Source organism: Kitasatospora sp. NPDC043950, from assembly GCF_056435345.1.
The window spans coordinates 43,369-63,125 of sequence record NZ_JBWKER010000015.1 but is presented as its reverse complement, the minus strand read 5'-3'; the positions used below and the strand labels follow the sequence as shown (position 1 = coordinate 63,125).

Sequence of the window (19,757 nt, the reverse complement as noted above, 5' to 3'; positions counted from 1 at the left end):
CAGAGCCGGAGGCCCCGTCGGTGTCGAGTACCGGGAACGGCGGCGGAGGAGCACCGCGGACAGGCGCCGCGGGGAGCGCAGCCGCCCGCGCCCGGCTGCGCCGGGGCGCCCGGCCCGCCGCCCCGCAGCCACCGGCCGGCCGCCGTCGGCGGGACGCCGCCGATGCCCCCGAAGCCCCGCGGCCCGACCAGCCGGCGCCGACCCTGGCCGTCCCCGTCTCCGACCCGGGCCCCCAGCCCGGCCTGCGCAGCCGGCCCGCCCGGCCGTTCCCCGGTGGGCCGTCCGACGCCCCGTACGGCCCCGGCGTGCCGGCCGAGGGCAGCCTGCTCGACATGCTGAAGGTCGCCATCGCGATCCTGGACACCGCGGGCCGGGTGGTGCTCTGGAGCCCGGCCGCCGAGGAACTGCTCGGCTGGCCGAACGAGCTGCTGGTCGGCCGCCGGATCGACGAGCTGATCCCCGACCAGGAGCAGGTCGGCCGGATCCGGGCCGCGATCCAGGACACCCTGCGCCACGGCCGCTGGGCCGGCAACGCCGAACTGCGCGACCGGGACGGCGTGCCGATCGCGGTGGACGCCAGGATCTCCCTCCTGGTGGACGGCGACGGCACCCCGTTCCTCCAGGTCAACATGGCCGAGGCGGCCGCCGTCCGGGCCGTCGAGCGCGACCTCGCCGTCCGTGACGCGCTGTTCGAGCAGTCCCCGCTGGGCATCGCGATCATGGACACCGAGCTGCGCTACACCGCCGTCAACCAGACCCTGGCCGAGATGAACGGCGTCGCCCTGGCGGACCACGTCGGCCGGACCACCGGCGAGACCCTGCCCGAGCGGGCCGCCGACGAGGTCACCGCGATCCAGCGCCAGGTGCTGGCCACCGGCGAGCCGGTCATCGACGTCACCCTCGCCTCCCCGGTCACCGCCCGCTCCGGCTACCGCTCGATCTCCTACAGCCGGATGACCGACCGCTCCGGCCGGGTGCTCGGCATCTCCGGCACCGTGATGGACGTGACCGAGCGCTACCGCGCCGTCGCCAAGGTCGAGCACGCCCGGCGCCGGCTCTCGCTGCTCAACGAGTTCGGCTCCCGGGTCGGCGACCTGCTCGACGCCGCCCGGATCGCCCAGGAGCTCGCCAGCTCCGTCGTCCCCCGGCTCACCGACCACTCCGCGGTGATCCTGCTGCAGGCCGTCGCGCACGGTGACGACCTGCCCCGGCACGGCCACGACCGCCGCACCTCGCTGCTCCAGCTCGGCACCGCCTCCGTCCAGGACGGCCCCGAGGTCGAGGTGATGCTCCGCCGCGGCGCCCGGATCACCTTCGCCGAGGACTCCGCCTGCGGCCGGGTGCTGCGCACCGGCGTCCCCGAACTGCTCTCCGGCGCGGACCAGCTCGACGACGTGACGTACCCCGGCGACCCGAAGACGCAGGCCGCCCACGACCTGGGCGTGCACTCCATGCTGGTCGTCCCGCTGCGCGCCCGCGGCATCGTGATCGGTCTGCTGCTGGTCAGCCGGGGCGGCTACCGGGAGGGCTTCGACCGGGACGACCTGGCCTTCACCGTCGAGCTGGCCGACCGGGCCGGCAGCTCGCTGGACAACGCCCGGCTGTACGCCCGCGAGCGCACCGCCGCGCTCACCCTCCAGCGCACCCTGCTCCCGCAGCAGGTCCCGCAGCCCACCGGCGTCGAGGTCGCCTACCGGTACGTGCCCGGCAGCAGCGGCGCCGAGGTCGGCGGAGACTGGTTCGACGTCATCCCGCTGCCCGGCGACCGCACCGCGCTGGTGGTCGGCGACGTGATGGGCCACGGCCTGCGGGCCGCCGCCACCATGGGGCGGCTGCGCACCGCCGTCCGGGTGCTGGCCGCCCTCGACCTGCCGCCGGACGTCCTGCTGCGGCACGTCCACGAGCTGGCCGACGACCTGGCCCAGGGCCCGGACGAGGCGCTGCTCGCCACCTGCGTCTACGCGGTGTTCGACCCGGGGACGGCCAGACTGACCGTCGCCAAGGCCGGGCACATCCCGCCCGTCCTGGTGGTGCCGGGCGAGGATGGCGGGGAGCCGACCCGGACCGGCGGCCCGCTGCGCGGCGGCGCCGGCCGGATCCTCGACCTGCCCTCCGGCGCCCCGCTCGGCGTCGGCGGCGTCCCGTTCGAATCCGTCGAGCTGAAGATCCCCGAGGGCAGCCTGCTCGCCCTCTGCACCGACGGCCTGGTCGAGTCCCGGGACAAGGACCTCGACGTCGGCCTCGGTCGGCTGGTCACCGTGCTCCAGGAGCCGCACGCCTCCATCCAGGCCGCCTGCGAGGCCGTGCTCGACACCATGGAGCAGGGCCGCGAGCCGGACGACGTCGCGCTGCTGCTGGCCCGGCTCGGCCACGGCCAGGCCGGTACCCCGACGGCCGGCTGGACCCTGCCCGCCGAGCCCACCGCCGTCTCCCGGGCCCGCCGGCTGGTCCGCTCCACGCTCGCCGAGTGGGGCGTCGAGGAGCTCACCGACACCGCGGAGCTGCTGGTCAGCGAGCTGGTCACGAACGCCGTCCGGTACGCCAGCGCCCCCATCGGCGTGCGGCTGACGCTCGGCGAGACGCTGCTGGTCGAGATCTCCGACCCGCTGCCCGAGCCGCCCCGGGAGCGGCACGCGGCCGAGGCCGACGAGGGCGGCCGGGGCCTGGAACTGGTCCGCCGCCTGGCGCTGCACTGGGGTGCCCGGGCCGAGGGCATCGGCAAGGTGGTCTGGTTCGAGCAGGCGCTGCCGGGTAGTGAGCCCGAGGAGTCATAGGGAGCGCAGCGGGTCGGGGGCGCGAGCCCGAGCGGGGGCGAGGAGGGCGGGACCGCATATGCCAGCAGGTGGCCGGGGGGAGCGCGCAGCCCGGAAGGGGGCGCGGACGTGGCATTGTGGTTGCGCGGGCGGTAGGACAAAAACCTTCGCCCGATCTGATGTTGTGATGTTGAGGGCGTGTGAACGTACCCCTCGATGATGAATACTCGGTCTTCTCGACATCCGGACGGTCGCGGGTTGGAGGGGTCGGTCCGTTGAACAGCACCCCGGCGCGGAACGCGCCGAGCAGCAGCGGTCATGCTGTCGTGCCCGGGCAGGCCGGTTCACCGCACCTGCCCGCGCCGGCGGACCCGCCCGGCGCAGGCCCCGTGGGCCTCGGTCACCACCCCGGGGCCGCGGACCACCCGTGGGGCGCGGGCGGCCCCGGGTCGATCTACGACTACATCCGGGTCGCCACCTTCACCATCGGCCCCGACGGCCGGATCAGCCAGTGGAGCGAGCGCGCCGCCGAGTTCTTCGGCGTCCCCGCCCCCGACGCCGTCGGCGCCGACCCGATCACCACCTTCGTCCCCCGCGAGCTCTGGCAGCGCGGACGCGCCCGGCTGGAACGCGCCCTGGCCGGCGAGGAGTGGGTCGGCACCACCCCCTACCGGGACGCCGTCGGCGGCGAGGGCCTCGCCGAGCTCTACCTGATGCCCGACAGCGCCCTGCCCACCGCCGGCGCCACCTGCCTGGCCGTCGACCTCGGCCGGCTGCGCCGGGTCGAGACCGACCTCGCCGCCTCCGAGGCCGTCTTCGGGCAGACGCCCACCGGCTTCATCCTGTTCGACGACCGGCTGCGCCTCCAGCGGGTCAACGACGCCTTCGCCTCCGGCATGGGCCTGGCCCCCACCGACCTCGAAGGCCTCACCCCGCACGACCTCTTCCCGCCGTCCGAGGCCGACCGCCTCACCGCCGCCCTGCGCAAGGTCCTCGCCACCGGCGAGCCCGTCTTCGACCTGCGTTTCCACGGCGCCGTCCCCACCCGCGAGGGCAACCGGCTCTGGGCCGTCTCGCTGTACCGCCTCAACGGCGCGGCCGGACAGCCGATCGGCGTCGCCGGGCAGGTCTCCGACGTCACCAGCCGGCACGTCGCCGAGCGCGAGGCCGACGGCGTCCGCCGCAACCTCGCCCTGCTCAACGAGGCCAGCGCGCACATCGGCTCCACCCTCGACCTGGAGACCACCGCCAAGGAACTGCTCGACGTCGTCGTCCCGCCGTTCTGCGACCTCGCCACCGTCGACCTGTACACCGCGCTGCTCTCCGGCGAGACCGTGCCCAGCGCCGGCCGGCTCGGCGACACCGTGCTCACCGACGGCAGCGGCGAACTGCGCCGGGTCGCCGTCTCCAGCGTCATCGGCGGCGCCTCCTCGGTGCTCGGCTCGGTCACCGGCCTGCCCATCGCCGAGGCCGGCGGCACCCTCTGTTACCCGCGACGCTCCCCGCACGCCCGGGCGCTGCGCACCGGCCGCAGCGTCGTCCCCGAGCCCGGGCCCGACCCGCTGCTGCGCTCCACCCTGATCGTCCCGCTGGTCGCCCGCGACCAGGTGCTCGGCCTCGTCCAGCTCTCCCGCGCGATCGGCAGCGAGCCCTTCGACGCCCGCGACGTCGCCATCGCCGAGGAACTCGTCGCCCGCGCCGCCGTCTGTATCGACAACGCCCGGCTCTACCGCCGCGAGCACGAGCGCGCCCTGATCCTCCAGCGCAGCCTGCTGCCCCCGGGCAACCCGGCCGCCAGCGGCCTGGAGATCGCCTGCCGCTACCTGCCCAGCAACAACAACACCGAGGTCGGCGGAGACTGGTTCGACGTCATCCCGCTGCCCGGCAACCGCACCGCCCTGGTCATCGGCGACGTGATGGGGCGCGGCCTGCGCGCCGCCGTCGCCATGGGCCAGCTGCGCACCGCCGTCCGCACCCTCGCCATGCTCGACCTGGAGCCCGGCGAGGTGCTCACCGCCCTCGACGAGATCGCCCGCGGCCTCGGCGGCGACACCGTGCCGGCCGGCCCGCCCACCCCGTACGGCCGGCTCACCTCCGCCGCCGACGAGGAGGCCCGCGAGGTCTACCTGGCCACCTGCGTCTACGCGGTCTACGACGCCGTCACCCGGCGCTGCTGGATCGCCAACGCCGGCCACCTGCCGCCCGTCCTGCTCAGCCCCGGCGAGCCCGCCCGGATGCTCGACGTCCCGCCCGGCCTGCCGCTCGGCGTCGGCGGCGAGCCCTTCGAGGAGGTCGAGCTGACCCTCCCGGACGGCGCCATCCTCGGCCTCTACACGGACGGCCTGGTGGAGAGCCGCAAGCACCAGCTGGACGAGGGCCTGCGCGGCTTCCGCACCGCGCTGTCGGCCAAGGGCAAGGGCCTCGAAGAACTCTGCGAGCACGTCCTCGGCGAGCTCAACCCGCACCACGGCGAGGACGACATCGCCCTGCTGATGGCCAAGGTGCACGCCTTCCCCGAGGACGCCGTCGGCAACTGGTTCCTGCCGCCCGAGCCCACCTCCGTCGCCAAGGCCCGCGAGCTGGCCTGCAGCTGGCTGCTGACCCGCGGCCTGGAGGAGCTCGTGGACACCACCGAGCTGCTGGTCAGCGAACTGGTCACCAACGCGCTCAAGCACGGCCGGGGCGAGATCCGGCTGCGGCTGCTGCGCGATCGCGGCCTGGTCTGCGAGGTCTGGGACGACGGCTACGCCCAGCCCCGGCAGCGGCGCGCCCAGGAGACCGACGAGGGCGGGCGCGGCCTGCAACTGGTCAGCCTGCTGGCCGAGCGCTGGGGCAGCCGGCGGACGCCCAAGGGCAAGATCGTCTGGTTCGAGCTGGGCCTCTAGGCCGGTCGCGGTTCGGCCGTCCGGGTGCAGTCGGCGGGCGGTTCGCCGTGTCGGCCCGGGCCCGGGCGCCCGGACGGCGTTCCATGGCCGCCATGCGCGTCCGCCAGCTCACCTCCGCAGCCGTCGCGCTGCTGCTCGCCGCCGGCCTCGGCGGCTGCTCCGACGGCCCGGATCCGGCCCGTACCCCCGACCCCGCGCCGGCCTCGGCCGACCCCACCTCCGGCACCGGGGACGTCCGGGCCGCGGACCGCACCGCCGTCCGGGGCGGCGGCAGGCTGCGCTGGGCCGTGGACGGCGTCCCGGCCACGCTCAACGTCTACCAGGGTGACGCGACCGCCGACTCGGCACTGCTCGCGCACGCCCTCTACCCCTCGCTGTTCCGGCCCGACGGGCACGGCCGGCTCGTCCCCGACCCGGACTACCTGGCCGGCGCCGAGTCCACCCCGCCAGGGCAGCAGCCGCAGGTCGTCACCTACCGGCTCAACCCGCGCGCGGTCTGGAGCGACGGCACCCCGCTCACGGCCGCCGACCTGACCGCCCAGCGGGCCGCCCTCTCCGGCCTCGACCCGACCTACCAGGGCGGACGCCCGGCCGGGTACGACGCCATCGACGCGATCGCCCAGGGCGCCGACCCGCACGAAGTCCGGGTCACCTTCCGGCGCCCGTACGCCGAATGGCGCTCGCTGTTCGGCCCGCTCTACCCGGCGGCCGAGACGGCCACCCCGGCCGCGTTCAACCGGGCGCTGACCGGCGGAGAGCACCTGAGCGCCGGGCCGTACACCGTCTCCGGGTACGACGCCGCAGGCGGGCAGGTCGTCCTCGCCCGCAACCCGCGGTGGTGGGGGGACCAGCCGAAGACCGACCGGATCGAGTTCATCGCCGCGCCGCCGGAGGGCCGGCTGGACGCGCTCGACCAGAACCGGCTGGACATCGCCCCGCTCACCGCGGCGGTGGACCAGGCGGTGCCCGCCCCCGCCCCGGCCGCCTCCGCCACGCCCACCGCCTCCGCCACACCGACCGCCACCCCGGGCGCCTCCGATACGCCGACCGCCGAGGCGGCGCCCCCGCCCGCCGCACCCGAGGCCGCGGCGCTGGCCCTGCGGCGGGCCGAGGGACTGCACGGCGTCATCGTGCACCGGGCCGTCGGCGCCTCGCTCACCCAGCTCACCCTCAACTCCGCCCACGGCCCGCTCGCCGACCCGGCCCTGCGGCTCGCCCTGACCCGCGCCGTCGACCGGCGGCGGATCGCCGACGCCGCGCTCACCCCGCTCGGCCTGCCCGGCGCCCCGCTGGGCAGCCACCTGCTCGCCGGCGACCAGGACGGCTACCGCGACAACAGTGCGGCCGCCGGCCCGGCCGACGCCGCCCGGCTGTTCGACGAGGCGGGCTGGAAGCGGCCCGACACCGGCGGCACCCGCACCAAGGACGACAAGGAGCTCACCCTCACCCTGCTCGTCCCGGCCGGCTCCGCGACCGCCAAGCGGACCGCCGACGCGCTCACCGCCGACCTCGGCGAGTCCGGTGTCGAGGTGAAGGCCGTGACCGCGTCCGCCGACACCTTCGTCCAGGACCAGCTGGCCGCCGGGGAGTACGACCTCGCCCTGTTCTCCTGGCCCGCCGGCACCAGCCCGGCGAGCGAGCAGCGGCCCGTCTACGCCAAGCCCCGGCCCGACGCCGACGGCACCCTCGACCCCGGCAGCAACTACGCCCGCAGCGGAACCGAGGAGATCGACCGGCTCTTCGACCGCGCCACCGCCGAGCTCGACCCGGCCGCCCGGCTCCGCCTGCTCCAGGAGGCGGACGTGCGGATCTGGCAGCTCGGCCACTCGGTGCCGCTCTACCAGCGGCCCGAGCTGGTCGGCGTCCGGGCGGGCGTCGCGGGCGCCGGGGTCTGGGGGTACGGCTGGCCGCGCTTCCAGGACGTGGGGTGGAGCGCTTGAGCCCGTTCCCCGGGCCCGCCGGAGCCGGTCGGGGAGCGAACAGCGGGTGACGAACGGGTGGCCTGCCTGTGATCTTGATCCCGCCCGACCTGCCCGTTTCTGCTCACCTGGGCGCTTCCCCGTACGATAGGAGGAAGCCGGGGCATGTCCGTTGCCACGGCGGGTGGACCGGTAGTAGCAGGCGGAACGGGCGGCGGCGATCCAGCAGGGATCGCTGGTCGGCGTCTCGCGGCCGGGCGCCGTAACCCACGATTCCAGGAGAATCAGCTAGGCATGCCCACGCGCAACGACATCCGCAACGTCGCTATCGTCGCCCACGTCGACCACGGCAAGACCACTCTGGTCGACGCCATGCTGAAGCAGGCCGGCGCCTTCGCCGCCCACCAGCACCTGGACGACCGGATGATGGACTCCAACGACCTGGAGCGCGAGAAGGGCATCACCATTCTCGCGAAGAACACCGCCGTCAAGTACCACCCGAAGGATGGTGGCGCGCCCATCACCATCAACATCATCGACACCCCGGGCCACGCCGACTTCGGTGGCGAGGTCGAGCGCGGTCTGTCGATGGTGGACGCGGTCGTCCTGCTGGTCGACGCCTCCGAGGGCCCGCTGCCGCAGACGCGCTTCGTGCTCCGCAAGGCGCTCACCGCCCGGCTGCCCGTCATCCTCTGCATCAACAAGACGGACCGCCCGGACTCCCGGATCGACGAGGTCATCAACGAGACCTACGACCTGTTCCTGGACCTGGACGCCGACGAGGACCAGATCGAGTTCCCGATCGTCTACGCCTGTGCCCGTGACGGCGTCGCCTCGCTGACCAAGCCGGAGAACGGCACCGTCCCGGCCGACAGCACCAGCCTGGAGCCGTTCTTCTCCACCCTGCTGGAGCACGTCCCGGCCCCGACGTACGAGGCTGACGCGCCGCTCCAGGCCCACGTCACCAACCTCGACGCCGACAACTTCCTCGGCCGCATCGCGCTGCTGCGCGTCGAGCAGGGCGAGCTGCGCAAGGGCCAGACCGTGGCCTGGATCAAGCGCGACGGCACCATCTCCAGCGTCCGCATCTCCGAGCTGCTGATGACCGAGGCGCTCACCCGCAAGCCGGCCGAGGTGGCGGGCCCGGGTGACATCTGCGCCGTCGCCGGCATCTCCGAGATCATGATCGGCGAGACCCTCGCCGACCCGGAGAACCCGATCGCGCTGCCGCTGATCACGGTGGACGAGCCGGCCATCTCGATGACCATCGGCACCAACACCTCGCCGCTGGTCGGCCGTGGCGGCAGCGGCAAGGGCGCGGACGCGAAGTCCAGCGGCAAGGTGGACCGCAAGGTCACCGCCCGCCAGGTGAAGGACCGCCTGGACCGTGAGCTGATCGGTAACGTCTCGCTGCGCGTCCTGGAGACCGAGCGCCCGGACGCCTGGGAGGTGCAGGGCCGCGGTGAGCTGGCGCTGGCCATCCTGATCGAGACCATGCGCCGCGAGGGCTTCGAGCTGACCGTCGGCAAGCCGCAGGTCGTCACCAAGCAGGTCAACGGCAAGACCCACGAGCCGGTCGAGCGCCTCACGGTGGACGTGCCGGAGGAGCACATGGGCGCGGTCACGCAGCTCATGGGCGTCCGCAAGGGCCGGATGGACAACATGTCCAACCACGGCTCGGGCTGGGTCCGGATGGAGTTCGTCGTCCCGTCCCGCGGTCTGATCGGCTTCCGGACCGAGTTCCTCACCAGCACCCGCGGCACCGGCATCGCGCACTCGATCCACGAGGGCCACGAGCCGTGGTTCGGCACCCTGACCACCCGCAACAACGGTTCGCTGGTCGCCGACCGGTCCGGCGTGGTCACCGCCTTCGCGATGACCAACCTCCAGGAGCGCGGCGTGCTCTTCTGCGAGCCGGGCACCGAGGTGTACGAGGGCATGATCGTCGGCGAGAACTCGCGCGCCGACGACATGGACGTCAACATCACCAAGGAGAAGAAGCTCACCAACATGCGTTCCTCGAACGCAGACGTGGCCGAGTCGATCGTCCCGCCGCGCAAGCTCTCGCTGGAGCAGTCGCTGGAGTTCTGCCGCGAGGACGAGTGCATCGAGGTGACCCCGGAGACGGTTCGCATCCGTAAGGTCGTCCTCGACGCGAAGGACCGCGGCCGCACCGCCTCGCGCGCCAAGAAGGCGTGATCCGGACGGCTTGACCGGCCTTTGGCCGGAATGCTTCGCCCCCCTTTCCCATGGAGAGGGGGGCGAACTTTTTCAACTACTCCAAGTTGTCGACGGGCGTATTAACGGAATAGCGCTCATCACTCCCAGGTGTCCGCTGAGCGAACGTGACAGTTCGTCATTCATGACGACTGTCCGTTTGGTGCCTGTCTGGCTATGTCTCTTATGTCCGGTTTTCGAAACTTACCGACTGTTCATGTGACCTAATTGAGATCGTCACTGGTCACTTTCGTGTCCGTGCGTGACGGATAGTGGGTGCAGTCAGGCTCGGGTCAAGGGTGACGCGCAGGGGTGCGCGCCGAAACCACGAGCGCGGACGGCACAGCGGGCCAGGTAACACCCGTCCGCAGTGCCCTCCTCGTTGCAACGTCGAATTCAGGAGGCACACCGATGCGTGGTGGGAGCCAGGCCAAGTGGGTTGTCGCAGCTGTTGCGGTCGCCCTCGCCGCGACTGCTTGTAGCAGTGGCGGTTCCACCGGTGGGAGCAGCTCCGATGGCGCTGCGGTCAACGCCCAGGGCGTGTTCAGCTACCAGAGCGGCGAGCCGCAGCGTCCGCTGCAGCCGGCCAACGCCATGGAGAACCAGGGCGGCCGCATCGTCAAGCAGCTCTTCCAGGGCCTCGTCGACTACGACCCCGCCACTGGCGCCCTGCGTAACCAGGTGGCCGACAAGATCGAGACCACTGACGCCAAGAACTACACCGTCACGCTGAAGTCCGGTTGGACCTTCCACGACGGCACCCCGGTGACGGCCAAGTCCTTCGTGGACTCCTGGAACTGGTCGGCGAACACCAAGAACAACCAGATCAACTCGGACTGGTTCTCCGACATCGTCGGCTACGAGGCCGTTCACCCGGAGAAGGGTGACCCGACCGCCGACACCATGTCCGGTCTGAAGGTCGTCGACGACACGCACTTCACCATCGAGCTGACCAGCCCGGTCTCGTACTTCACGTACAAGCTCGGCTACTCGGCCTTCTACCCGCTGCCGACCGGGTTCTTCTCCGACCCGGCGGGCTACGGCCAGAAGCCGGTCGGCAACGGCCCGTACAAGTTCGTGTCGTGGGAGCACAACAAGGCCATCACCCTGGCCGCCTACGACAAGTACGCGGGCGTCAACAAGGCCAAGAACGGCGGCATCGTCTTCCGGAACTACACCTCCGGTGAGGCCGCGTACAAGGACCTGATGTCGGACACCCTCGACGTCCTGGACCAGGTCGACTCGACCGACCTGCCCAAGTACAAGGACGACCTGGGCAAGCGCGCGGTCGACCAGCCGCAGGGCGCCATCCAGAACATCTCCTTCGCGCTGTACAACGCCGACTGGAGCGCTCCGGAGAAGGCCAAGGTCCGCCAGGGCCTGTCGATGGCCATCGACCGTGACACCATCACCAAGACCGTGCTGAACGGCACGCGTCAGCCCGCCGACGCGTTCGTGGCGCCCGGCGTCATGGGCTTCAAGGCCGGCAGCTGCGGCGACGCCTGCAAGTACGACCCGGCGAAGGCCAAGCAGCTCATCGCCGAGGGCAACGGTGTCCCCGGTAACAAGATCACCATCCTGTACAACTCCGATGGCGGTCACAAGGAGTGGGTCGACGCGGTCTGCAACTCGATCCGCCAGGCCACCGGCGTCGAGTGCCTCGGTGACCCGAAGCCGGACTTCAAGACCTCGCGCGACCTGGTGACCAAGCGTCAGGTGTCGAGCATGATGCGTACCGGCTGGGTGCAGGACTACCCGCTGAACGCGAACTTCCTGCGCGACGTCTACGGCACCGGTGCCGCCGCGAACGACGCCGGCTACTCCAGCCCGGAGTTCGACAAGCTCTCCAAGGAGGCCGACGCGGCCACCTCGGTCGAGAAGACCGCGGAGCTCTACCAGCAGGCCGAGGCCGTCCTGGCCAAGGACATGCCGGCCATCCCGCTCTGGTACTACAAGACCAGCTCCGGCTGGTCCAACAACGTCCAGAACGTGAAGTTCGACTCCTTCGGCAACCCGGTCTACACCGACGTCGAGGTCAAGAAGAAGTAATCGGTCGGCACCGCCTGACCCGGTGACAACGGCCGGTGCCCGTCCATCCCCACAAGGGCGAGGACTGGCACCGGCCGTTGGCACGCCGACTTATCTCTGGCCGGGATGACGGGCCCGGCAGAGTCATACATGGAGGCACGATGGGGCGCTTTGTCGCGAGGCGACTGCTCCAGATGATCCCGGTCTTCTTCGGAACGACCTTGCTCATCTTTGTCATGGTGCACATGCTGCCGGGTGACCCGGTGGCCGCGATGTGGGGCGACAAGGCGCCGGACCCGGCCCAGCTCGCCGCGCTGACCCACCAGATGGGCTTCGACAAGCCGTGGTACGAGCAGTACTTCGATTACATGGGGAAACTGCTCACCGGTGACTTCGGAACCACCCTGGCCGGACGGCCGGTGCTCGACGTGATCACCGAGGCGCTGCCGGTCACGGTCCGGCTGGCGCTGCTGGCCTTCATCATCGAGATCGTGCTGGGCGTCTCTGTCGGCCTGTTCGCCGGTCTGCGCCGCGGCAAGGCGTTCGACAAGGGCACCCTGGTCATGACCCTGCTGCTGATCTCGATCCCGGTTCCGGTGCTCGGCTTCATCTTCCAGACGATCTTCGCGGACGACCTGAAGTGGGTCACGCCGACCGTCCAGGACTCGAACGACATCACCCAGCTGATGCTGCCGGCCATCGTGCTCGGCTCGCTGTCGCTGGCGTACGTGGCGCGCCTCACCCGTACTTCCATAGCCGAGAACATCAAGGCCGACTACGTCCGCACCGCGGTGGCCAAGGGCCTGCCGCGGCGCAAGGTGATCGGCACCCACCTGCTCCGCAACTCGATGATCCCGGTGGTCACCTTCCTCGGCACCGACCTCGGCGCCCTGATGGGCGGCGCGATCGTCACCGAGGGCATCTTCAACGTCAAGGGTGTCGGTAACGCGCTCTTCCACGCGATCAACCTGAAGGAGGGCACGACGGTCTCCGGCTTCGTGGCCTTCCTGGTGCTCGTGTACCTGGCCGCCGGCCTGATCGTCGACCTGCTTTACGCGGTCCTGGACCCGAGGATCCGTTATGCCTGACCTGACCGAGAAGAAGACGGCCGAGGAGATCCCGGCCCAGCGTGCCGCCGACACCGCGGCGGCCAAGCCCGAGAAGGCCCGCAGCCTCGGCTCCGACGCCTGGCACGACCTGCGCCGCAAGCCGATCTTCGTGATCTCCGCGCTGCTGATCCTGCTGCTGATCGTCATCGCGATCGCCCCCGGGCTGTTCACTTCGGCGGACCCGCGCGCCGGCGACCTGCGCGCGCACTACCTGACGAAGCCGAACTACAGCCACTTCTTCCAGGCCGACTGGTTCGGCTACGACCTCCAGGGCCGCAGCATCTACGCCCGGGTGATCTACGGGGCCCGTGCCTCGGTCGTCGTCGGCATCTGCGTCACCGCGGGTGTGACCATCCTCGGCAGCATCACCGGCATGCTGGCCGGCTACTTCGGTGGCTGGGTCGACACGCTCATCTCCCGGGTCACCGACATCTTCTTCGGCATCCCGCTGCTGCTCGGCGCCCTGGTGATCCTCAACGCCTTCACCTCGCGCACCATCTGGAGCGTGGTGTTCGCACTGGTCGCCCTGGGCTGGACCCAGATGACCCGTGTCATGCGTGGTTCGGTCATCACCATCAAGCAGTCCGACTTCGTGACGGCGGCCAAGGCGCTCGGCGCCGGCACCAGCCGGATCCTGTGGAAGCACATCCTGCCGAACGCGGTCGCCCCGGTGATCGTCGTCGCCACCATCGCGCTCGGCGGCTACATCGCCACCGAGGCGACGCTGAGCTTCCTCGGCATCGGTCTGCAGGACCCGACCATCTCCTGGGGCATCGACATCAACACCGCCCAGAAGGTGATCCGGACCGCTCCGTTCGCCCTGTTCTTCCCCGCCGGAATGCTGAGCCTCACGGTTCTGGCCTTCATCATGCTCGGCGACGCGGTGCGCGACGCCCTCGACCCGAAGCTCCGCTGAGAGAAGAGGTGACGACCCGATGACCACCGTGATCGAGAACAACAACCAGAAGAGCGGCCGACTCGAAGTTGGCACCCCGCTGCTGGAGGTCAAGAACCTCCACGTGGAGTTCCACACCCGGGACGGCATCGCGAAGGCCGTGAACGGCGTCAACTACTCCGTCGCGGCGGGCGAGACGCTCGCCGTGCTCGGAGAGTCCGGCTCCGGCAAGTCCGTGACCGCCCAGACCATCATGGGCATCCTGGACATGCCGCCCGGCAAGGTGACGCAGGGCGAGATCCTGTACCGCGGCCAGGACATGCTCAAGATGGGCAACGAGGAGCGGCGCAGGATCCGCGGCCAGAAGATCGCGATGATCTTCCAGGACGCGCTGTCCTCGCTCAACCCCGTGCTCAGCGTGGGCTACCAGCTCGGCGAGATGTTCCGGGTGCACCAGGGCGCTTCCAAGAAGGACGCCAAGGAGAAGGCCATCGAGCTGATGGACCGGGTGCGCATCCCGGCCGCCAGGCAGCGCGTCGGCGACTACCCGCACCAGTTCTCCGGCGGCATGCGCCAGCGCATCATGATCGCCATGGCGCTCTCCATGCAGCCCGACCTGATCATCGCGGACGAGCCCACCACCGCCCTGGACGTCACCGTCCAGGCGCAGGTGATGGACCTGCTCGCGGAGCTCCAGGCCGAGTACAACATGGGCCTGATCCTGATCACCCACGACCTCGGCGTGGTCGCCGACGTCGCGGACAAGATCGCCGTGATGTACGCCGGCCGGATCGTCGAGACCGCCCCGGTGCACGACCTGTACGCCAACCCGGCGCACCCGTACACCAAGGGCCTGCTCCGCTCCATCCCGCGCCTGGACCAGAAGGGCCAGGAGCTGTACGCGATCAAGGGCCTGCCCCCGAACCTGCTGAAGGTCCCGGCCGGCTGCGCGTTCAACCCCCGCTGTGACGTCGCCACCGACCTGTGCCGCACGGAGATCCCGGCGCTGCACCAGGTGACCGACAAGGACGGCAAGGAGCTCACCGGCCGCCGCAGCGCGTGCCACCTCTGGAAGGAGACCCTCCATGGCTGAGCCCATCCTGGAGGTCAGGGACCTGGTCAAGCACTACCCGCTGAACCAGGGCATCCTCTTCAAGAAGCAGGTCGGCGCGGTCAAGGCGGTCGACGGCATCTCCTTCGCGCTGGCGAAGGGCGAGACGCTCGGCATCGTCGGCGAGTCCGGCTGTGGCAAGTCCACGCTGGCCAAGGTGCTGATGAACCTGGAGCGGGCGACCTCCGGCCAGGTGCTGTTCAAGGGCGAGGACATCTCCAAGCTGTCCGGCCAGGCCCTCAAGGCCGTCCGCCGGAACATCCAGATGGTGTTCCAGGACCCGTACACCTCGCTGAACCCGCGCATGACGGTCGGCGACATCATCGGGGAGCCCTTCGAGATCCACCCCGAGGTGGCGCCCAAGGGCGACCGCCGCAAGGCCGTCCAGGACCTGCTGGACGTCGTGGGTCTGAACCCGGAGTACATCAACCGGTACCCGCACCAGTTCTCCGGCGGCCAGCGCCAGCGCATCGGCATCGCCCGCGGTCTCGCGCTCAAGCCCGAGATCATCATCTGCGACGAGCCGGTCTCCGCCCTGGACGTGTCCGTCCAGGCGCAGGTGATCAACCTGCTGGAGAAGCTGCAGGGCGACTTCGGCCTGTCGTACATGTTCATCGCGCACGACCTCTCCATCGTCCGGCACATCTCCGACCGCGTCGGCGTGATGTACCTCGGCAAGATGGTCGAGATCGGCACCGACGAGCAGATCTACGACAACGCCACCCACCCGTACACCCAGGCGCTGCTCTCCGCGGTGCCGGTGCCGGACCCGACGGCGCGCGAGAACCGCGATCGGATCATCCTGACCGGTGACATCCCCTCGCCGGCCAACCCGCCGTCCGGCTGCCGCTTCCGCACCCGCTGCTGGAAGGCGGAGGACCGTTGCGCCGAGGAGATCCCGCTGCTCGCGGTGCCCTCGGTGCTGAAGGGCCCGGCCGCGCACGAGTCGGCCTGTCACTTCGCCGAGGTCCGGGAGCCGGCCGCCGCCTGACTCCCTGTGGCATCCCCGGAAGGGCCCGTGGCTTCGCGCCGCGGGCCCTTCCGTCGTTCCGTCAACTCACGGGGCGTCCGGTGCACCCGTCCGGGTGCACCTGACTCGCGCCGTCGTCCGGGCGCGCTTCTCATGGGGTGTGATGCGACACACACCACGAGGAGGGACTTCCATGCCCGTAGCCGCCCGTGCTCGCTGGGTCCTCGCCGCTGCGACATCCGTGGCCCTGGTGGCCACCGGGTGCAGCAGCGGCGGCGGCGGAAGCAGCAACAGCTCGTCGGACAGCAGCAAGAGCTTCAGCTACCAGAGCAGTGAGCCGCAGAACCCGCTGCAGCCGGCCAACGCGAACGAGGTCGGTGGTGGTCGCATCATCCAGAACCTCTTCAAGGGGCTGGTCGACTACGACCCCGCCACCGCCAAGATCCGGATGCAGGTCGCCGACAAGATCGACACCAGCGACTCCCAGACCTTCGACGTCACGCTGAAGGACGGCTGGAAGTTCCACGACGGCACGCCGGTGCACGCCAAGAACTTCGTGGACTCCTGGAACTGGAGCGCGACCACCAGCAACAACCAGATCAACAGCTCCTGGTTCTCCGACATCGAGGGGTACCAGGACGTCCACCCCGGCAGCGGCCAGCCGACCGCGACCAAGATGTCCGGCCTGACCGTGGTCGACGACCTGCACTTCACCGTCAAGCTCAGCAACAAGGTCTCGTACTTCGAGTACAAGCTCGGCTACATCGCCTTCTCCCCGCTGCCGGACGCCTTCTTCAACGACCCGACCGGGTACGGGCAGAAGCCGGTGGGCAACGGCCCCTACCAGTTCGTCAGCTGGAACCACAACACCGAGGTCGTCACCAAGGCCTTCCCGGACTACCAGGGCGTCGACAAGCCGAAGAACGGCGGCATCGTCTTCAAGATGTACACCACGTCCGAGGCCGCCTACGCCGACCTCCAGTCCAGCAACCTGGACGTGATGGACCAGGTGCCGCCGTCCGCGCTGGCGACGTACAAGAGCGACCTCGGAGACCGGGCGATCGACGCCCCGCAGGGCGCCATCCAGAACATCGGCTTCACCCTCTACCAGGCCGACTGGGCCGCGCCCGACAAGGCCAAGGTGCGCCAGGGCCTGTCCATGGCGATCGACCGCGACACCATCACCAAGACGGTGCTGCAGAACTCCCGCAAGCCGGCCACCGCCTGGGTGGCCGAGGGCGTCGAGGGCTACAAGGACGGCGCCTGCGGCGACTTCTGCAAGTTCGACCCCGCCAAGGCCAAGCAGCTGATCAGCGACGGCGGCGGTGTCCCCGGCAACAAGCTGCTGATCACCTACAACTCCGACGGCGGCCACAAGGAGTGGGTCGACGCGGTCTGCAACTCGATCCGGCAGAGCACCGGAGTCGAGTGCCTCGGCGACCCGAAGCCCGACTTCAAGACCGCGCGCGCCGCGATCACCGGGCACCAGGTCAACGGCGCCTTCCGCACCGGCTGGGTGCAGGACTACCCGCTGAACGCCAACTTCCTGTCCGACGTGTACCGCACCGGCGCCGCGTCCAACGACTTCGGCTACAGCAACCCGCAGTTCGACCAGGCGGCCACCAAGGCCGACGAGGCCGCCAGCGTCGCCGACACGGTGACCGGCTACCAGCAGGCCGAGGCGGTGCTGCCGAGCGGGATGCCGGCTATCCCGCTCTGGTACTACCGCACCAACTCGGGTTACTCGACCAAGGTGCAGAACGTGAAGTTCGACTCCTTCGGAAACCCGGCCTGGACCCAGGTCGAGGTCAAGGGCTGATCCCCCGACCCCTCGCGCCGGCCCCGCCCTTCCCGCACGGAGGGCGGGGCCCGGCCCTCCCGGCCGACCGTCCCCGGCCGGCCGTGCACCCAGGGCACGTCTAGGAAGGAGGCTCGGATGGGCAGTTACGTGCTGCGGCGGGTGCTGCAGATGATCCCGGTGTTCTTTGGCACCACGCTGCTGATCTTCCTGATGGTCTACACGCTGCCGGGCGACCCGGTGTCGGCGCTGTTCGGCGAGAAGGCCGCCGACCCGGCCATCGTGGCCAGCATCAAGCACAAGTACTTCCTGGACCAGCCGGTCTGGAAGCAGTACCTGCACTACATGGGGAACCTCTTCCAGGGGGACTTCGGGACGAGCTTCACCGGCCGCCCCGTCTCCGAGATCATGGCGACCGCCTTCCCGGTCACCATCCGGCTCGCGTTGATGGCCTTCGTCTTCGAAGTGGTCCTCGGCCTCGCCCTGGGTATGGCCTCCGGCCTCCGGCGCGGCAGCGTCCAGGACACCCTGGTGCTGATCCTCACCCTGGTGGTGATCTCGATCCCGGTCTTCGTGCTGGCCTACATCGCGCAGACGATCTTCGCCACCAACCTCGGCTGGGTCACCCCGACGGTGCAGGACTCCACCGACCTCTCCCAGCTGATCCTGCCCGCGATCGTGCTGGGCTCGCTCTCGCTCGCGTACGTCGCCCGGCTCACCCGGACGTCCATCGGCGAGAACCTGCGGGCCGACTACATCCGCACGGCGGTCGCCAAGGGGCTGCCCCGGCGGACCGTCATCTCCCGCCACCTGCTGCGCAACTCGCTGATCCCGGTGGTCACCTTCCTCGGCACCGACCTCGGCGCCCTGATGGGCGGGGCGATCGTCACCGAGGGCATCTTCAACGTGCAGGGCGTCGGCAACGTCCTGTACCGGGCGATCAACCAGAAGGAAGGCCCCACCGTGGTCGGCATCGTGACCGTCCTGGTGATCGTCTACCTCGTCGCCAGCCTGCTCGTCGACCTGCTCTACGCGGTCCTGGACCCGAGGATCCGCTATGCCTGACGTCCACGACGAGAACTCGTACGAGCCGCGCCCCAAGCCCGGGGTCTCGCACCTCGACTACGCCGGGGAGCAGGGCATGGCGGTCGAGCAGGAGACCCTGGTCGAGCCCGACCCGGCCAAGCGGGAGGAGGCCCGCAGCCTCTGGGGCGACGCCTGGCGGGACCTGCGCCGGCGGCCGATCTTCCTGATCTCCGCCGTGCTGATCCTGCTGCTGGTCGTCATGGCGGTCTTCCCCTGGGCGTTCACCGACGCCGACCCGCGCAAGGCCGACCTGATCCACGACTACCTCAGGCGGCCGGACTGGACGGACTTCTTCGGTGCCGGCTGGTTCGGCTACGACGGGCAGGGCCGGTCGATCTACGCCCGGGTGGTGTACGGCGCCCGCGCCTCGATCACCGTCGGCATCTGCGTGACCCTGTCGGTCACCGTGCTCGGCGGACTGGCCGGCATGGTCGCCGGCTACTTCGGCGGCGCCGTCGACGCGGTGATCTCCCGGATCACCGACATCTTCTTCGGCCTCCCGCTGCTGCTCGGCGCCCTGGTGCTGCTGAACGCCTTCACCACCCGCACGGTGTGGAGCGTGGTCATCGCGCTGGCCTTCCTCGGCTGGACCCAGATCGCCCGCGTCATGCGCGGCGCCGTGCTGACCGTCAAACAGTCCGACTACGTGGTGGCCGGCCGGGCGCTCGGCGCCGGTACGGGGCGGCTGATGTTCCGGCACATCCTGCCGAACGCGATCGCCCCCGTGATCGTCGTCGCCACCATCGCGCTCGGCGGCTACATCGCCACCGAGGCGACGCTGAGCTTCCTCGGCATCGGTCTGCAGGACCCGACCATCTCCTGGGGCATCGACATCTCCTCCGCCCAGAAGGTGATCCGGACGGCGCCGTACGTGCTGTTCTTCCCGGCCGTGGCGCTCTCCGTCACCGTGCTGGCCTTCATCATGCTGGGCGACGCGGTGCGCGACGCCCTCGACCCGAAGCTTCGCTGAGCGAGGGGAGCGCAAC

General features: G+C 70.6%; 12 protein-coding genes. All 12 read left to right on the top strand.

Features of this window, described 5'->3' with window-relative positions:
- Positions 1–20 precede the first annotated feature (20 nt).
- The 12 genes from AC07BF_RS13005 (at position 21) to AC07BF_RS12950 (ending at position 19,741) form a co-directional block, all read left to right on the top strand.
- Positions 21–2,774 (top strand): SpoIIE family protein phosphatase, encoded by a 2,754-nt coding sequence (locus AC07BF_RS13005; RefSeq protein ID WP_478333362.1) that lies wholly within the window; start codon positions 21–23, stop codon positions 2,772–2,774.
- 254 nt (positions 2,775–3,028) lie between these two features.
- Positions 3,029–5,638, top strand: coding sequence for a SpoIIE family protein phosphatase (locus AC07BF_RS13000; RefSeq protein ID WP_400328365.1), 2,610 nt, complete (start codon positions 3,029–3,031; stop codon positions 5,636–5,638).
- 92 nt (positions 5,639–5,730) lie between these two features.
- Positions 5,731–7,578: an ABC transporter family substrate-binding protein gene (locus tag AC07BF_RS12995; RefSeq protein WP_363629560.1), complete on the top strand. Its 1,848-nt coding sequence runs from the start codon at positions 5,731–5,733 to the stop codon at positions 7,576–7,578.
- A gap of 273 nt (positions 7,579–7,851) precedes the next feature.
- Positions 7,852–9,756 carry a translational GTPase TypA gene (gene typA / locus AC07BF_RS12990; protein WP_063347962.1) on the top strand — a complete coding sequence of 635 codons (1,905 nt, stop codon included), beginning with the start codon at positions 7,852–7,854 and terminating at the stop codon, positions 9,754–9,756.
- A gap of 429 nt (positions 9,757–10,185) precedes the next feature.
- Entirely contained in the window at positions 10,186–11,823 is a 1,638-nt protein-coding gene (locus AC07BF_RS12985) for a peptide ABC transporter substrate-binding protein (RefSeq protein ID WP_478317342.1), read from the top strand.
- 140 nt (positions 11,824–11,963) lie between these two features.
- Positions 11,964–12,890: an ABC transporter permease gene (locus tag AC07BF_RS12980; RefSeq protein ID WP_478317341.1), complete on the top strand. Its 927-nt coding sequence runs from the start codon at positions 11,964–11,966 to the stop codon at positions 12,888–12,890.
- A complete protein-coding gene (locus AC07BF_RS12975; RefSeq protein ID WP_478317340.1) occupies positions 12,883–13,827 on the top strand; it encodes an ABC transporter permease in 945 nt (314 codons plus the stop codon). Before AC07BF_RS12980 ends, AC07BF_RS12975 begins: the two co-directional genes overlap by 8 nt.
- Positions 13,828–13,846: 19 nt before the next feature.
- The gene (locus AC07BF_RS12970; RefSeq protein ID WP_478317339.1) at positions 13,847–14,899 is read left to right on the top strand and encodes an ABC transporter ATP-binding protein; all 1,053 of its coding nucleotides are present in this window, start codon (positions 13,847–13,849) and stop codon (positions 14,897–14,899) included.
- Positions 14,892–15,908: an ABC transporter ATP-binding protein gene (locus AC07BF_RS12965; protein WP_478317338.1), complete on the top strand. Its 1,017-nt coding sequence runs from the start codon at positions 14,892–14,894 to the stop codon at positions 15,906–15,908. Before AC07BF_RS12970 ends, AC07BF_RS12965 begins: the two co-directional genes overlap by 8 nt.
- 172 nt (positions 15,909–16,080) lie before the next feature.
- The gene (locus AC07BF_RS12960) at positions 16,081–17,706 is read left to right on the top strand and encodes a peptide ABC transporter substrate-binding protein (RefSeq protein WP_363621423.1); all 1,626 of its coding nucleotides are present in this window, start codon (positions 16,081–16,083) and stop codon (positions 17,704–17,706) included.
- Between the two features lie 117 nt (positions 17,707–17,823).
- On the top strand, positions 17,824–18,750 hold the full coding sequence (locus AC07BF_RS12955) for an ABC transporter permease (protein ID WP_363585423.1): 927 nt from the start codon (positions 17,824–17,826) through the stop codon (positions 18,748–18,750).
- A 76-nt stretch (positions 18,751–18,826) separates the two neighbouring features.
- Positions 18,827–19,741 (top strand): ABC transporter permease, encoded by a 915-nt coding sequence (locus tag AC07BF_RS12950; RefSeq protein ID WP_363585478.1) that lies wholly within the window; start codon positions 18,827–18,829, stop codon positions 19,739–19,741.
- Positions 19,742–19,757: the final 16 nt, after the last annotated feature.

Coding starts and splice junctions, on each gene's coding strand:
- AC07BF_RS12970 (WP_478317339.1), top strand. CDS start 13,847: ATGACCACCGTGATCGAGAACAACAACCAGAAGAGCGGCCGACTCGAA.
- AC07BF_RS12965 (WP_478317338.1), top strand. CDS start 14,892: ATGGCTGAGCCCATCCTGGAGGTCAGGGACCTGGTCAAGCACTACCCG.
- AC07BF_RS12950 (WP_363585478.1), top strand. CDS start 18,827: ATGGCGGTCGAGCAGGAGACCCTGGTCGAGCCCGACCCGGCCAAGCGG.
- typA (WP_063347962.1), top strand. CDS start 7,852: ATGCCCACGCGCAACGACATCCGCAACGTCGCTATCGTCGCCCACGTC.
- AC07BF_RS12995 (WP_363629560.1), top strand. CDS start 5,731: ATGCGCGTCCGCCAGCTCACCTCCGCAGCCGTCGCGCTGCTGCTCGCC.
- AC07BF_RS12985 (WP_478317342.1), top strand. CDS start 10,186: ATGCGTGGTGGGAGCCAGGCCAAGTGGGTTGTCGCAGCTGTTGCGGTC.
- AC07BF_RS12955 (WP_363585423.1), top strand. CDS start 17,824: ATGGGCAGTTACGTGCTGCGGCGGGTGCTGCAGATGATCCCGGTGTTC.
- AC07BF_RS12975 (WP_478317340.1), top strand. CDS start 12,883: ATGCCTGACCTGACCGAGAAGAAGACGGCCGAGGAGATCCCGGCCCAG.
- AC07BF_RS12960 (WP_363621423.1), top strand. CDS start 16,081: ATGCCCGTAGCCGCCCGTGCTCGCTGGGTCCTCGCCGCTGCGACATCC.
- AC07BF_RS12980 (WP_478317341.1), top strand. CDS start 11,964: ATGGGGCGCTTTGTCGCGAGGCGACTGCTCCAGATGATCCCGGTCTTC.